Source organism: Alphaproteobacteria bacterium (assembly GCA_040905865.1).
GTDB lineage: Bacteria > Pseudomonadota > Alphaproteobacteria > UBA8366.
The window spans coordinates 18,182-32,546 of the sequence record JBBDQU010000060.1; the positions used below are offsets into that span (position 1 = coordinate 18,182).

Annotated in this window: 14 protein-coding genes; 6 read left to right on the forward strand and 8 right to left on the reverse strand. The window is 62.5% G+C overall.

Annotation, left to right across the window (positions count from 1 at the left end; translation table 11 throughout):
• Positions 1–151: 151 nt before the first annotated feature.
• Both cobD and WD767_13165 read left to right on the forward strand, forming a co-directional pair.
• Positions 152–1,189: a threonine-phosphate decarboxylase CobD gene (gene cobD, locus WD767_13160; GenBank protein ID MEX2617038.1), complete on the forward strand. Its 1,038-nt coding sequence runs from the start codon at positions 152–154 to the stop codon at positions 1,187–1,189.
• Between the two features lie 72 nt (positions 1,190–1,261).
• Positions 1,262–2,851 (forward strand): choline dehydrogenase, encoded by a 1,590-nt coding sequence (locus tag WD767_13165; protein ID MEX2617039.1) that lies wholly within the window; start codon positions 1,262–1,264, stop codon positions 2,849–2,851.
• Between the two features lie 21 nt (positions 2,852–2,872).
• Here WD767_13165 and WD767_13170 read toward each other — a convergent pair whose 3' ends face one another.
• Together WD767_13170 and WD767_13175 are read right to left on the reverse strand one after the other, a co-directional pair.
• Positions 2,873–3,829, reverse strand: a complete 957-nt coding sequence (locus WD767_13170; GenBank protein ID MEX2617040.1) for a peptidyl-alpha-hydroxyglycine alpha-amidating lyase family protein — start codon at positions 3,827–3,829, stop codon at positions 2,873–2,875.
• 32 nt (positions 3,830–3,861) lie between these two features.
• Positions 3,862–4,689 (reverse strand): amidohydrolase family protein, encoded by an 828-nt coding sequence (locus WD767_13175; GenBank protein MEX2617041.1) that lies wholly within the window; start codon positions 4,687–4,689, stop codon positions 3,862–3,864.
• A 258-nt stretch (positions 4,690–4,947) separates the two neighbouring features.
• Here WD767_13175 and WD767_13180 point away from each other — a divergent pair, with 258 nt between their 5' ends.
• From WD767_13180 to WD767_13190, 3 genes are all read left to right on the forward strand, one after another.
• Positions 4,948–5,400, forward strand: coding sequence for a nuclear transport factor 2 family protein (locus tag WD767_13180; GenBank protein ID MEX2617042.1), 453 nt, complete (start codon positions 4,948–4,950; stop codon positions 5,398–5,400).
• Between the two features lie 130 nt (positions 5,401–5,530).
• The gene (locus WD767_13185; protein ID MEX2617043.1) at positions 5,531–6,832 is read left to right on the forward strand and encodes a mechanosensitive ion channel domain-containing protein; all 1,302 of its coding nucleotides are present in this window, start codon (positions 5,531–5,533) and stop codon (positions 6,830–6,832) included.
• 94 nt (positions 6,833–6,926) lie between these two features.
• Complete coding sequence (locus WD767_13190; GenBank protein MEX2617044.1) at positions 6,927–7,322, forward strand: VOC family protein; 396 nt, start codon at positions 6,927–6,929, stop codon at positions 7,320–7,322.
• A gap of 6 nt (positions 7,323–7,328) precedes the next feature.
• Here the strand turns inward: WD767_13190 and WD767_13195 are convergent, their stop codons facing one another.
• From WD767_13195 to WD767_13205, 3 genes are all read right to left on the reverse strand, one after another.
• Positions 7,329–8,402: a zinc ABC transporter substrate-binding protein gene (locus tag WD767_13195; protein ID MEX2617045.1), complete on the reverse strand. Its 1,074-nt coding sequence runs from the start codon at positions 8,400–8,402 to the stop codon at positions 7,329–7,331.
• Positions 8,403–8,553: 151 nt separating this feature from the next.
• Positions 8,554–9,582 carry a high frequency lysogenization protein HflD gene (locus tag WD767_13200; GenBank protein ID MEX2617046.1) on the reverse strand — a complete coding sequence of 343 codons (1,029 nt, stop codon included), beginning with the start codon at positions 9,580–9,582 and terminating at the stop codon, positions 8,554–8,556.
• Positions 9,579–10,235, reverse strand: coding sequence for a DUF1007 family protein (locus WD767_13205; protein ID MEX2617047.1), 657 nt, complete (start codon positions 10,233–10,235; stop codon positions 9,579–9,581). The genes WD767_13200 and WD767_13205 overlap by 4 nt, the downstream gene beginning before the upstream one ends.
• Before the next feature lie 117 nt (positions 10,236–10,352).
• Between WD767_13205 and WD767_13210 the strand changes: the two genes are divergently transcribed.
• Positions 10,353–10,865 carry a hypothetical protein gene (locus tag WD767_13210; GenBank protein MEX2617048.1) on the forward strand — a complete coding sequence of 171 codons (513 nt, stop codon included), beginning with the start codon at positions 10,353–10,355 and terminating at the stop codon, positions 10,863–10,865.
• A 14-nt stretch (positions 10,866–10,879) separates the two neighbouring features.
• On the opposite strand, the gene WD767_13215 is transcribed toward WD767_13210, so the two are convergent.
• The 3 genes from WD767_13215 to WD767_13225 form a co-directional block, all read right to left on the reverse strand.
• The gene (locus WD767_13215) at positions 10,880–11,470 is read right to left on the reverse strand and encodes an intradiol ring-cleavage dioxygenase (GenBank protein ID MEX2617049.1); all 591 of its coding nucleotides are present in this window, start codon (positions 11,468–11,470) and stop codon (positions 10,880–10,882) included.
• A 114-nt stretch (positions 11,471–11,584) separates the two neighbouring features.
• Complete coding sequence (locus tag WD767_13220) at positions 11,585–12,217, reverse strand: redoxin domain-containing protein (GenBank protein MEX2617050.1); 633 nt, start codon at positions 12,215–12,217, stop codon at positions 11,585–11,587.
• A 31-nt stretch (positions 12,218–12,248) separates the two neighbouring features.
• Positions 12,249–14,312 (reverse strand): thioredoxin family protein, encoded by a 2,064-nt coding sequence (locus tag WD767_13225; protein MEX2617051.1) that lies wholly within the window; start codon positions 14,310–14,312, stop codon positions 12,249–12,251.
• Between the last annotated feature and the right edge of the window lie 53 nt (positions 14,313–14,365).

A 14,365-nucleotide genomic window follows, 5' to 3' on the forward strand; every position in this document is an offset into this window, starting at 1 on the left:
GTAAATTGCCACCCGTCCGGGCGCTTACTGAACATATGCCGCCGCCCGCAGACGCGGCCCTGTATGGGCAAAATCTATACGCGGGCACAACCCGGAACAAGCGACGTCGATGGCACGCCGATTCTATAACGATGAGGATAGCAACACGTTGGTGCGGCATCGTATGCTGACGAAGATGGATACAACCGACCCCTCCCCCCTGCCCCATGGCGGCGATATTGCCGATGCCGAAGCCCGTTTCGGCGTTCCCGCGGCGGGATGGCTGGACCTTTCCACGGGGATAAATCCCGATTCCTATCCCGGCCTGGATGTCATGGCGGAAACCTGGCAGCGCCTGCCGCAATCCGGCGCGATGAACGGGTTGCTGGCGGCGGCCCGGCGCTACTACCGCGTGCCGGACGGCGTTGCGCTGGTCGCGGCGGCCGGGTCGCAGGCCGTGCTGCAATCCCTGCCCGGCATCGCCGCGGCGGGGCGGATTGCGATTGTCGGACCGACCTATGCCGAACACGAACGTGTCTGGCGGGAACGGGGATATGAAATCCGGAATGTAGCCAGCATTGCCGCGTCGGGCGCGGCGGATATCGTCGTGGTCGTAAACCCGAACAACCCGGACGGCCGGACCGCCCGGCCCACGGAGTTGCTGGCGCTCGCCGCGGCGATCACCGCATGGCGCGGCCTGCTGATCGTCGACGAGGCCTTTGCGGATGTTGCGCCCGAATCAAGCGTCCTGCCCCATCTTAGCGAGGCGCACCGCGTCGTGGTGCTGCGCAGTTTCGGCAAGTTCTTCGGACTGGCGGGACTGCGGCTCGGCTTTGCCGCCGGACCGCCGGAACTGATCGAACCGCTGGCGCGGCGGCTCGGTCCCTGGGCCGTCTCCGGCCCGGCGCAGGAAATCGGCGCACGGGCGCTGACCGATGACGGCTGGATAGCTGGCGCGCGCAAGCGGCTTGCCGAACGGCGCGCCGCGCTGGACGCCGTTCTGGCCGCCGCGAACCTGCACGTCACCGGCGGCACCGATCTTTTCCGGCTGGTCGACGATGCGCGCGCCCCGGAAATTTGCCGGCGGCTGGGCGCGTCCGGCATTTTGATCCGCAATTTCGACCACAACCCGAACTGGCTGCGCTTTGGCGTTCCGGGCCGCGCCGGAGACCTGAAACGGCTGGAAGCGGCGCTTGCCGGGCTACGCTGAATTACTTTAGCCTTCCCCCTTGCGACAATGCCGGGAAAACCGGCGCCGGGGGCATGCGGGAGGATTGCGGCTATGGATTACGATTATATCATCGTCGGCGCGGGTTCGGCCGGATGCGTGCTGGCGAACCGGCTGAGCGCCGAACCGAAGAACAGGGTGCTGCTGCTGGAAGCCGGTCCGGAAGACCGGAATTTCTGGATCCATATACCGCTCGGTTACGGCAAGAACGTCATCAACCCGGATGTGAACTGGTGCCTGGAATCAGAACCCGAAGAATATAACCACGGCAAGAAATACTTCCTGCCGCGCGGCAAGGTGCTGGGCGGTTCCAGTTCCATCAACGGCATGGTCTATGTGCGCGGGCAGGTCGAGGATTTCGACACCTGGGCGCAGATGGGCTGCCGGGGCTGGTCCTATGACGAGGTCCTGCCCTATTTCCGCAAGGCCGAAGACAACGAACGCGGCGAAAGCGATATCCACGGCGTGGGCGGGCCGCTCAGCGTCTCCAACGTCAATGAAAAAGCCGATATCTGCGAGGCGATGATCGCGGCCGGGATCGAGGCCGGCATTCCCTATAACGAGGATATCAACGGCCGCGTGCAGGAAGGCATCGGCTATCATCAGGCGACAATCCGCAACGGCAGGCGCTGCAGCACGGCGGTGGCCTATCTGAACCCGGCGAAATCCCGGCCCAACCTGGATATCCAGCCGGAAGCGACCGTAAAACGGGTCATTTTCGAGGGCAAGAAGGCCGTCGGCGTAGAATACGACCAGCGCGGCCAGGACCGGGAGGCGCGGGCCGGCGGCGCGGTGATCCTGTCAGGCGGCGCCTTTGCCTCCCCGCAGATTCTGGAACTGTCCGGCGTCGGCAATCCCGAACGGCTGCAAGGGCTGGGGATTCCGGTTGTCCATGACCTGCCGGGCGTCGGCGAAAACCTGCAGGACCATTACTGTGTGCGGATGCGCTGGCGCACCAAGGGGGCGCTGACCTTCAACGACCGGGTCCGGGGGCTGCGCGGCCTCCGCGAAGGGATCGACTATTTCCTGCGCAAACGCGGCGTGCTGTCGATGCCGACCCTGCCGATCGGGGCCTTCGTGCGCACCCGGCAGGAACTGGCCTCGCCCGACGTGCAGTTCCAGATCCTGCCCGGCACCTACAAGTCCATTCAGGATCGCAGGCTCGACCCGGAACCCGGCGTGACCATCGGTGTGACCATGCTGCGGCTGGAAAGCCGGGGCTATGTACATGCGAAATCGCCGGATTTCCGGGCGCAACCGTCAATCTGGCACAATATGCTGAGCACCGAGAACGACCGGCGGACTGCCGTCGAAGGCATGAAGATCGCGCGCCGGATGATGGAAACCAAGGTGTTCAGCCCGCACTACGATTACGAACTGACGCCGGGCAAGGATACCGCCGATGACGCGGCGCTGCTCGAATACGCCCGCGCGGACGGCGCCTCCAACTGGCACCCCGCCGGCACCTGCAAGATGGGCGTCGATTCCATGGCCGTGGTAGACCCGAGGCTGAAGGTGCACGGCATGGAAGGGCTTTATGTCGTCGACGCCTCGGTGATGCCGAATGTGATCTGCGGCAACACCAACGCCCCCACCATCATGATCGCGGAAAAAGCCGCCGACATGATCCTGGCTGAACCGTGACACCCGCGACGGCCCGCCAGTTCACCCGCCGGTGCGAACGAGTTTCCGCAGGCTGACAAGGCCCTTCGGCGCCTCCCGATTGGTATTGCGGTGATTGGTGAAGGACACTTCGCCGACATAAATATCGCCATGCCGGTCCACCGCGAGCCCGTGCGGCGCGATGAACTGTCCGGCCCCGTAGCCGCCGGGCTGCACGCCCAGCCGCGCCAGGGTTTCCCCCTTGCTGGTGACAATGGAAACGCGCGGCCCGATATTCGGCATGTTCATGTTCACGTTCATGCCCGGGCCCAGTTCACCGATATAGAAATTCGGATCGCCGGCCATGCCCATGCACAGTCCGCAGGGCCGGTGCATGTTGTACCACTGGGTTTCGTATTTGCCGTCACCGTTGAACACCTGCACCCGGTGATTTTCCCGGTCGGCGACATAGACCCAGCCGTCGGCGTCGCAGCAGATGTTATGCGCGATGTTGAACTGGCCGGGGTCGGTGCCGGGCTCGCCCCAGGAAAACAGCAGCCTGCCGTCCGGCGCATATTTGTGCACCCGCGCATTGCCGTAGCCGTCGGACACATAGATATCGCCCTGCGGCGACTGCGCGGTATGGGTGCAGCGGTGGAAGGGTTCGCCGCTCATATACGGCGCCGGCTGGCCCGGCACGCCGATGGTCATCAGCACCTTGCCGTCCGCCGTGCATTGCCGCATCGTGTGGTCGCCGTCATCGGTGCAGTACAGCGTGCCGTCCGCCGCCACGGAAATCCCGTGCGGCCGGTTGAATACACCCTCGCCCCAGGATCGCAGGAAATTGCCGTCCCGGTCGAACACGATCATCGGGTGTTCGCCGCGGTTGAAGACGTAAACCTGATCCTTGTCATCGACCGCGACGGCCGCCACGTCGTCAAAATACCAGCCGTCCGGCAGCTTCGCCCAGTCCCGTTCCTCTCGATAGGTGAATTCGCCACTCCCCAGCATGACCGCCATTTCAGCCTCCCCTTTCGAAATATGCCCCCGGGTCAGTACGCCCAGCCCAGCCAGTCGCAGATTCCCGTTCCCATCACTCGTTCCAGATCCTTCCCCTTCAGGAAGGGCAGTTCCTCGGTAAAATGGGTAACGCCCTGCCGGTAGCTGCATGGCAGGCGTGTCAGATCCGTACCCCAGAACATGCGGTCGGGACCGAACCGGTCGAATACCGCTTCTATATGATGGCGGATTCCCGCGAACGGGTACGGTTCGTCCGTATAGCCCGGCAGGCATGTCGTCTTCACCGCCACGTTGCCGTGCCGCGCCAGGGTCAGGACGTCTTTCACCGCTTCAAACGGATCAGCGACGTCGCGGGACATGGCCAGATGGTCGATGACCAGCCGCAGTCCCGGATGCCGCGCCGCCACTTTGTCGATCTGCGGAACCTGGCCCGGCGGCAACACCATGATGGGGATGCCTAGCGCCTCCGCCTTCGTCCAGAACCAGTCGACCGATCCGTCCTTCAACCACTGCTGCTGTTCCGCGCGCAGGAATGTCAGGCGAATACCGAGCATGCCCGGTTGCCGTTTCCAGTCCGCCAAGCGCGCCTCGTTCGCGCGGTCGCCGATTTCAAAGCGGCCCATGACCGCAAAACGGTCCGGATAGTCCTGCGCCGCCGCGATGGCGAGATCGTTGTATTCCCCTTCCCAGGAGGGCGGCACCAGCACCGCGCGGTCGACGCCGGCTTCGTCCATATCCGCCGTCAACTGCGCGGCGGACAGGGGAACGGGCCGGTGCTCCTTGCCAAAACCGTATTCCGGCCAGGGCCGTTCGGGCGTATGGGCGGCCCAGACATGCACCTGCGCGTCCGTGATCAGCATGAAACATCCCCTCCCAGGGTCCTGTCTGGCTCGTTAGCCGCTGACTCTGAACGATCACGTAAAACTTGCAAGCCGGAAAGCGCTATAGCACATCAGGTTTGAATGGAACCGCAACAGGTTCCATTCAAACCTGTGAAGGTGCTATATCTTCATAAGATAGATCAGATTCACGTGTCTGGTTGGGTCGCCAGAGGCGATCCCAATCAAACACGATCTGATCTAGGCTGTTTCAGGTAACCTGAAACGGGAGGAAGCAAGATGAACGACGCGAAAATCAGCCTGGAAGAGCGCGAGGCCGTGTTTGCCACGCTGAGACGGTACCTTTGGTGCATGGACACCGGAAACATCGACGGCGTGCCGGCGAATTTTACCGACGACGCCACGATCCGCGACGTTACCGGCAAGCTGTGGAACAGGGAAGCGGGCGGGGTTTTCGGTTTCGCGACCCATTTCCTCAGCCCCTCCGACAGGCCGACAGGCCAGCACTGGATCCAGCATATGGCGGTGAAGGATCCGGGCGACGGCACGCTTCTGGTCATTTCCTACTGGGCGGGCATGAGTTGGGACAACGAAACGGACGAAAAATCCGTACGGCTGATCGGCTGCTATCGCGACACAATGGTCAAGGTCGATGACAAATGGCTGATCCGGCACAAGATCATCGACCCCTGGAACGCCGCAACGATTCAGGAAGTCGGCCCATTGGCCTGAATAATTCGGCCGTATCCGCTTCATCTCCGTTCCGTCAGCGGCCGGGCAATCAGGCGGTTAAATAATGCCGTCGATCCCCGGACATGGCATATTCGGTCCGGGTAGCGAAGAACGGACCGGGGACCATGGAATGCAACAACTGACCGAATGGGCCCAGGCCGCCCAGAAGGATGCGCTCGCCCATCTGGTGAGTTCCGCCTTCTATCTCCAGATTGGCATTGTACTGACGGCCCTGATCGTATCGTGGATCCTGTCAAAAAGCGTCGTTTCCCGAATACGGATTTTCCGCGAAGAACCGCAATCGGGCAATTACCTCGACCTCCGCATGACGATACACAATGCCGGCGCACTGGTGCCCGTGCTGATGGCCGCCATAATGCTCGGCATCGCCACGCCGGTCAGCGCCGAAGCGATAGGCAGCTTCTGGCTTGTCCGAGCGGCGCAGGGCGTGGCCTTTATCTACCTCGTCTACAGTCTCGCCAATCACTTCATAAGCAACAAGACGATCACCTTCATCCTGAAATGGATCGGCGTTCCCATTGCCCTGCTGTATATCGCCGGCTGGTTGAGCATATTTACGGAACATCTCGACAGCATCTCGTTTGAAATAGGCAACATCCGGATATCGCTTTACGCGGTCCTGCGCACCTTCATTTTCGGCATCGTCCTGTTCTGGCTCGGCCGTGTGTCGAACGCCACCGGCCAGCGGCTGATCCGCAATCGCGACGCAATGGACGCCGGCACGCGCGAGGTCATCGCCAAGCTGTTCGAGATCGGCATTTTTGTGCTGATCTTCCTGTTGCTGATGAATGTGATGGGCATCGACCTGACGGCGCTGGCGGTGTTCGGCGGCGCGCTTGGCGTCGGCCTCGGTTTTGGATTGCAGCAGATCGCCTCGAATTTCATTTCGGGTATCATCATCCTGCTCGACCGCACCATCAGTATCGGCGACTACATCGAACTGGAAGACGGCCGTACCGGTGTCCTGCGCGAACTGACCATGCGTTCAGCAACGCTGGAAACCTTCGACGGCAAGGACATCATGGTCCCGAATGAACGCTTCATCACCACCGCCTTCACCAACTGGACCCACAACAACCGCAAGCAACGATATTCGCTGTATTTCCAGGTTGCCTATGACACGGACCTGGAAAAGCTCTTCGACATCGTTCGCGACGTCGTCGCGAGCCATCCCAAGGTGCTCAGCGGCAACGACCTGCCCATTGAAGAACGGCCCGATGCCGAAATCGAAAAATTCGGCGATTCCGGGATCGAAATCCTTGTCGAATTCTGGATGATCGGTATCGATGACGGTGAAAACCGGGTCGGCGGCGACCTGAACCTGATGATCTGGACGGCGCTGAAGGCCAATGGCATCAATATTCCGTTCCCGCAGCGGGAAGTCAGGGTACTGGGCGAGAAGGTTCACTGATCATTGGCCGGGAAGCGGCGCCGCTGCTTGACAGGCGCCGCCCCATCAGATCAGCATAACTTCTGAATCACGCATAACGCGCAGGGAGAGACACATGGGAAAACTTCGACATATCGGCGTCACGGTTCCCGATCTGGAAGCGGCGGCGCAGTTCTACGAGAAGACCTTCGACATGCACCGGGTCCGGGAATCGGACATTGCGATCATTCTGTCAGACGGTACGGTCAGTCTCGCGATCCTGAAATTCAGGACGGACGAGCAGGCCGGCGACGAGCGCGGCAAGGACTTCCACGGTTTGCACCACATGGGATTCGTCGTCGACGATATCGGAGAATCCAGCAAGACGGTTGAGGCCAATGGCGGCAAGTATCACATGAAGCTGCCGTCGCGCCCGGAAAGCATGTCGGAGCTCAAATTCCGCGACCCCAACGGCGTCGTATTCGACATCGTGACACCGGAATACGGCAAGAAGTCCTGGCACGCTTCATGAGCAAGCTCAGCCGGGGCCGCCAAGGCATGTGCGCAGTCCGGCTGCGAGATTTTCCAGCAGTGTGAAATAGGCGTCCGGGCCCGGCGGAATTTCCGCGCCGACCGGGTCCAGGGTGCCAGCCTTCGCCTGTGTACCTTCCAGCACCGTCGCAACCAGCGCCGGCGCGAATTGCGGTTCGGCGAATACGCAGCGTGCGCCGGTCGCGTGGATTTTTTCCCGGATTTCATACAGCCGCTTCACACCAGGGCTGCGCTCCGGGCTGATGGTCAGGGACCCGACAGCATTCATACCGTAACGGCGCTCGAAGTACTGGTACGCATCGTGAAACACGATGTAGGGGATTGTGCGGACTGGCGCCAGGGTATCGCGCAAACCTTTATCCAGCGTATCGAGCCGCCGCAATAGCGCTTCACCATTGGCGGCATAGGCCGGGGCATTCGCCGGATCGGTTTTCTGCAGCGTCGCGACGATGACTCGAACCATCGCCTGCGCAGTCACCGGGTCAAGCCAGACATGCAGGTCCCTGGCGTGATCGTGATCGTGATCGTGATCGTGATCGTGATCGTGATGCCCTTCATGCCCGTGATGCCCGCTTTCACTTCCGGAATGGCGGGTAGCCCCGTGGTCGGCTTCCCGGTGTCCTGAATCCTTGTGGTCCGTATGATTATGGTCGGCTTCTTTGTGTTCCGATTCCTGATGGCCGGCCTCGTCATGCGCCTCCCAACTACCGCCTTCACGGCCTTCCAGCAGAGGCACATGTGTGCCGAGCGCCACGACGGCCGCGTCCTGCGACAGGGCCGCCAGCGGCTTTACCAGGAAGGTTTCCAGGCCGGCGCCGACCCAGAATACCGCACTGGCGGATTGCAGCGCCCGCGCTGCGCTGGGAGTCAGGGCGAAGTCGTGCGGCGACGCGGCGCCGGTAACGAGCAATTGCGGCGCGCCAACACCCTGCATCACCCCGGCCACCAGCGAATGCACCGGCAGGACGGACGCCACCACCCCGGATGACGCTGTGGCGGTAACGGGGAGCAGGAAAACCATCGCGAGTGCAGGGACGGCGCGGCAGAGGAAGCAAAGCATCGGTTGATCCTTTAAACAATGTTATATTATAACATTATGGGATAGAGGATAACACGTCAACTGATATCGAATAGATGCGCCTGCTACAGCGCGGCGATTTCAGACTCAGGGAGATCGCCAACCCGAATTTGCATTGCGGCTTTCCGGCACTTCACGGCAGGAGGGGATGGGCCGGTCCAAGCGATCCCCAAAACAGCAGGATGCCCATCAGGGCAATCATGGATCCGCCGACCGTGGCGAAAAGATGCGTCGCCAGCGCCAGGTTGTCATACCGGGTTCGCGCCAGCGACGTGGCCAGATTGCGGGCGCCGACCGCAAGTACGGCAAGCCCCGCCACGGCCGCCGCCGTGCCCAGCGACATCGCCAGAACGGCCAGCATGCCCGGCACTCGCAGCCCCATCAGCCCAGCGACGATCAGCACCATAACCGCGCCGCTGCAGGGCCGGATACCGATGGACAGCACCATGCCCGTAATCGTCCGCCAGCCCTGTTGCGCCAGTTGATCCGGTGTCGGAACATGAACATGGCCCCCATGACAGGTTGCATGGTCATGGTCATGGTCATGGTCATGGTCATGGTCATGCGCTTCCAGCGGATGACCGTGATGATCATGGATCACAGCCGCCCGGCCAGCCCCGCGGGACCGGCGGAACGCCTGCATCCCACGCCAGGCCAGCATCGCACCCAGCGCCGCGACCAGCGCGAAGCTAAGGCTTTCCAGCGTTCCGGACGCGGCATAGGCATCACGAGTGGACCAGCCAATCAGTTCCCGTGCCCCTTCGACCAGTATCACCGCCGTCACCCCTTGCAGCAATGCCGCGGCCAGCGCGATCCAGACACCCAGGCGGATCCGACTTTCATGGGTCAGCAGATAGGCGGAAAGGATCGCCTTGCCATGTCCGGGACCGGCAGCGTGAAACACCCCATAGACGAAACTGCCGAGGATCAGCGTCCATATTGTGGCAACCGACGCATCCGCCTTCACCGCCCGGACCGATGACGTCAGTTCCCTGTGGTACTGGCGCTGGGATTCGAAGACCCAGGCGGAAAACCGTGTCCACTGATCGCCTGCCCAGTCGAACGCTCCAATGGCATGCGCCGCATCCGGCACGAGTACCGCGCCAGCGGCGCCGACAGCCAGCACGACCGCCAGACACCGGCCAATAGCAACTTTGCTCATGGACAATGGAGCGTCACTGTTTCCGCAAAATATTCGCCCAGGCCATCCCCGGCGCTTTCGGACTGGTCGAGCGACTGGGCCAGTGACAGAATATTCATATCCGGCTTCGGTTCCGCGATGGCGTAGGTACAGCTTTCGGGCGCATCGCCTTCAAACAAAACCGGGCGGTCTTTGATATGCGCCACCTCAATGTAGTAGGTGGGGTCGTAGATCCGGTACACCAGCGTTTCCCGGCGGAGGTCGATCGGCTGCGCCAGCGGCAGGATAAAGGCGAGACCCAGTCGCCCCTGAAAGAAGGTCGATTCGACATCGCGCGCGGGGCCGGTCGCCACCGTCTTTCCCGCCACTTTCATGAAGGTAAAGTAGGAATAGTCCTTCAGGCCCTTCGCCGATTCCTGCGCCAGCGCCTGCAGCGCGGGGTCGTCCGGGATACCGTCGCCGTCCTTGTCCATTCCTTCGGTGGCGAACGCCGTATAAAATTCGTCAAATGTCCACAGAACGCGCAGCGCCGCAATCCGCCCTTCCGCATCGACCATCGCCGCGGTGCGCAGGTCGATCCAGGTATGGGGATGCGCCGATACGTGCGCCGGCCAAAGCGATATCGCCATGCCGACGGCGATCATGCGGCACCACCACGCTGAATGTTTGCGCATCCGCTTTTCACCGGTCCTGTTCGTTTCAATGTTTATACACCTAATCGATCAGCATATTCTTGCAAGGTTAAAATTGAGCGACGCAAAATTGCCATATTGCCAAAGGATAGTCCCTGAATGCGCGTGATACTGATATTGCTTCTGTGTTGGGCCGCACCGTCTTTCGCGAAACAGTCCCCCCGGGATTCCGACGCGAACGCGGTTCAGTCCTTCATTCACGATGTCTCGCGGACCTGCGTCTCGCAGCGTGCACAGCAGTGTATCGATGCCGGCTGGAGATTCGCCGCCCGCTCCCCGGAACAGGGGCTGACCCTTGTGGAACTGCAGGAACTGCGGCAGAAACTGGGCGGCTGGTTTAACACGTTTCAGAACTCCATGACGCCACAGGAACGCGGATCGGTCATGATGGGCCTGCTACTGGCCGATGGCATCGGCATACAACGGCTGCACTCGGCGTTCGACACCGACGGCAACGGCAGGGTGACCCAGCGCGAACTGCTCGCCGACGTGAAGCTCGACAACCGGCCGCTCGGCGCCGTTCTACTGGACGAAGACGCCGTCAACCGTAAGGCCCTTGCCGGCCGGCTGGGCATGCCACCCGACATGATCGAAGGGCTGTTTACACCATAGGTTCGCGGCCCCTGTCAGACCCGCACCACAAAGTCGAACCGTCCGGTCCGCCGCCCGTTTCCACCGTCGAGCGTCAGTTCCAGTTCCGGTCTGTAGCCAAAATCGCTGAGCCTACGGGGATCGTCCGGAAAATATAGCTGTGTCGTCAGCAAGAGGCCCTTCGGCGCGCGGACCTTCACATGGAAGTGGCGGGCGCGGCCGGGATAGTCACCCGGCGTGCAGGTAGTGAAACGGTAACGGCCGGAATCATCGGCATACTGGTGGCCGCGAAGGTCATAGCCGCTGTTGTCGTAGCGCCCGCGCCGGTCCGCATGCCAAAGATCGACCATTGCGCCGGCCACCGGCCGGCAGGCGCTATCGAGCACGAAGCCCTGTAGCACAAGCACTTCGCCCGGTGCTGTATCGCCGGTGAAATCCCCTTTCAACGGTGAATCGGGCGTGTAAAACGGTCCTTCGCTCTGGGACGCCGTGACATCGACGGGATCGTTGCAGGATGGCGTCAGCGCCGATTCCGCACGAAGCGGCAGGGTAGCCAGCGTCAGCCCCGCGCCGGCGCCCGCCAGAAGCCAGCGCCGTCGAACGCCCCGAATCTGATCGTCCGTCATCTTGCCTCCTTTCGGCGATGCCCGCGGCTTTCCGGCGCGGTGACGCCGTTTCGATGCCGGTGGCCCGCCCCAACAACAATCGTCAAGATGAAACCGCGCACACGGCGCGGCAGCCTACCAGGCATATTTGACGCTACAGCCATATGCCCTGGTGACCGGATTGGAGACTGGCTTGCCTGCCGCCAACTCGTTCAGCGCCACGGTGACGTAATTTGTCGCCTTCGGGATATCGGATTGACGCGCGGAAGGAATACTGTCGATCCCGCCCATGTATTTCAGGACTCCGTCAGGATCCACGATATACATATGGGGCGTGGTGCGTGCGCCGTACATCCGGCCGATCTCGCCCTTCGGATCGAGGATGATCTCGGTCGGGTTCGCGTCATGCTGTTTCACGATATCCATCGCTTCGGCCGCTTCGACGTAGCCTTCCTCCCCCGGTGCGGAGGAGATTACCGTCAGCCAGACGGCGCCCTTGGCCAGCGCGTCCCGCTGGGTCTGCTGCATATTGCCGGCGCCGTAATGTTTGCGGACATAGGGGCATTCATGGCTGGTCCATTCCAGAACAACCGTTTTGCCCCGATATGCGTCCAGCGAGATCGTCCGGCCGCTGGCCGCGACGCCTTCAAAACCCGGCGCCGGCGCATCGACCTTCGCCGTACCCGCCGCCTGTCCGGTCCCGCTTGTGAAGACGGCAGCGACCGCAACCGCCAAGCCGAGCATTATTCGCCGGTTCAGTAATTTCATGGGCGTCTCCTTTCCGTGGGAAATGGATCGTTCAGATTTGGTGCAGTGCATCGACCACCATCGATACGGTTAGAATCTGCGGCAGCACCATTGGCGGCCGTTCGTCGGGATAAAACAGCACGTACAGGGGCACGCCCGCCCGGTCGTGACGGCGCAGCAGCGCGGTGATTTCCGGATCCTCGCGGGTCCAGTCGCCAACCAGATAGGCGGCGCCCGATTTGGCAAGGGCGGCATGAAACGCTTCGCTGGACAGGGCCACGCGCTCGTTCACCTTGCAGGTGATGCACCAGGCCGCCGTCATGTTGACCAGCACGGGCCGGCCTTCCGCCCGCAGCGCCTCGAGCCGCGCCTCCGAATAGCGCTCGGCCCCATCGGGTTGGATAACGGCGACGGCGGTATCGGCAGGCTGGATTGCGCCAGCCAGAAACAGCGCGGCGGCAACCGATACCATCGCCACGCCGCGCCGGACGGCGCCGCCGCCCTGCCCGAACAGCCACAGGGCGAAACCCAGCGCGGTCATTCCCAGCAGGACCGCGAACACCGCATCCGGGTCCGTCTGCTGCGCCAGCACCCAGATCAGCCAGGCCGCCGAAGCAAACAGGGGAAAGGCCAAAACCTGCTTCAGGGTATTCATCCATGCCCCTGGTTTCGGCAGCAACCGCGCCGCGCCGGGAACCGCTGTCAGCAGCAGGTACGGCATGCCGAGCCCGAGGCCAAGCATGAGTATCGCCGCCATCGCGACCGGCCCGGACTGGGTGAACGCAACGCCAAGAGCGGCCGCCATGAACGGCGCGGTACAGGGCGCCGCCACGACAGCAGCCAGAATACCGGTAAAGAAGCTGCCGGTCGCACCGGATCGCCCCGCCAGCGACTGTCCCATTCCGGTCCAGGAACCGGCGATGTGAAACACGCCCGCCAGATTCAGCCCGACCGCGAACAGGATATAGGCCAGCACCGCCACAACGACGGGGTTCTGCAACTGGAAGCCCCATCCGACACTGGCGCCGCCGGCCCGCAGCGCGAGAAACACGATGCCCAGCAGGGCGAAGGCCAACAATACGCCCGCCATGTAGGCAAGGCCCCCGCGCAGCCGCCCGGCGCGGGAATCCGCCGCATGACCGACCAGCCCGAGCGCCTTTACCGCCAGCACCGGGAAGACGCATGGCATCAGGTTCAGCAGGAGCCCGCCCAGAAACGCGAATGCCAGGATCAGCGGCAGGGACAGCGTTTCGGCGGAAATCATAGAAGGTGCTGACGCAGCCGGATCGAGTGCCACCTCGTCGATGGCGAAGGCCAGGCGAACCTGTTCGCCCCCGATATCCTCCCGTAGCGTCAGCACGCCGGAAAGCCGATCCGGCGCAGGGATTTCGCCACGCTGCATCGTCAGGCGCAATACTGGCGCGTCATAGCTTAAATGCTGCGCCGCAGCGTGTTCTATCACACCCCACGCTTCGGCGAAGAAGTGCGCCTGTGACAGTCGCGCCATCGACAGGCCCGGAGCATCGAACGCCAGGGTTACCGCGTTGCCGGATACGGTCGCTGAATACGGCCAGGGCGATGCGGCCGGGACGGTGCCGCGCACCGCCGCGAACAATGCCGCATCGGCGCTGTTCGCCACGGTTTCGCCGCCCGTGGGCAGGTCAATCGCGAAGACACCGGATTCAGGAATGCAGATCTTCTCGCAGACCAGCCAGGTCGCTTCCGCCTTTACCGGAAACGCCGTTCCGGCCGGCCAGTCCGCCGGAACCGTGATATCGCTGATCAGTCCGACACGGCCGCTGTAACCATGATTGACCAGCCCGGCGAACTCGATTCGTTCCGGCGCCGCCCAGCGGATCGGCGTCGCGACGGCACCTTCCGGCAATGACCATTCAAGGGCGATTTCCTGACCGCTGTCGCCCGGATTTTTCCAGTAGGTATGCCAGCCGTCGCGGATGTCCTGATGCAGCATGACCGACACGGTATCGCCGGGCTTCACGCGTTCCGCAGACGCGACCAGCCGCGCCGTCACATTGTCGGTGCGTACCGTATCGACCGATGCGCGAACAGCCGGCGACGCCTGCATTCCGGCAAGCGCCAGCAGGAGAAAGACCATTTTCCGCCTGAAAACCGATCGCCGCACCTGCATCGCCCTGTAGATTCAGTTCC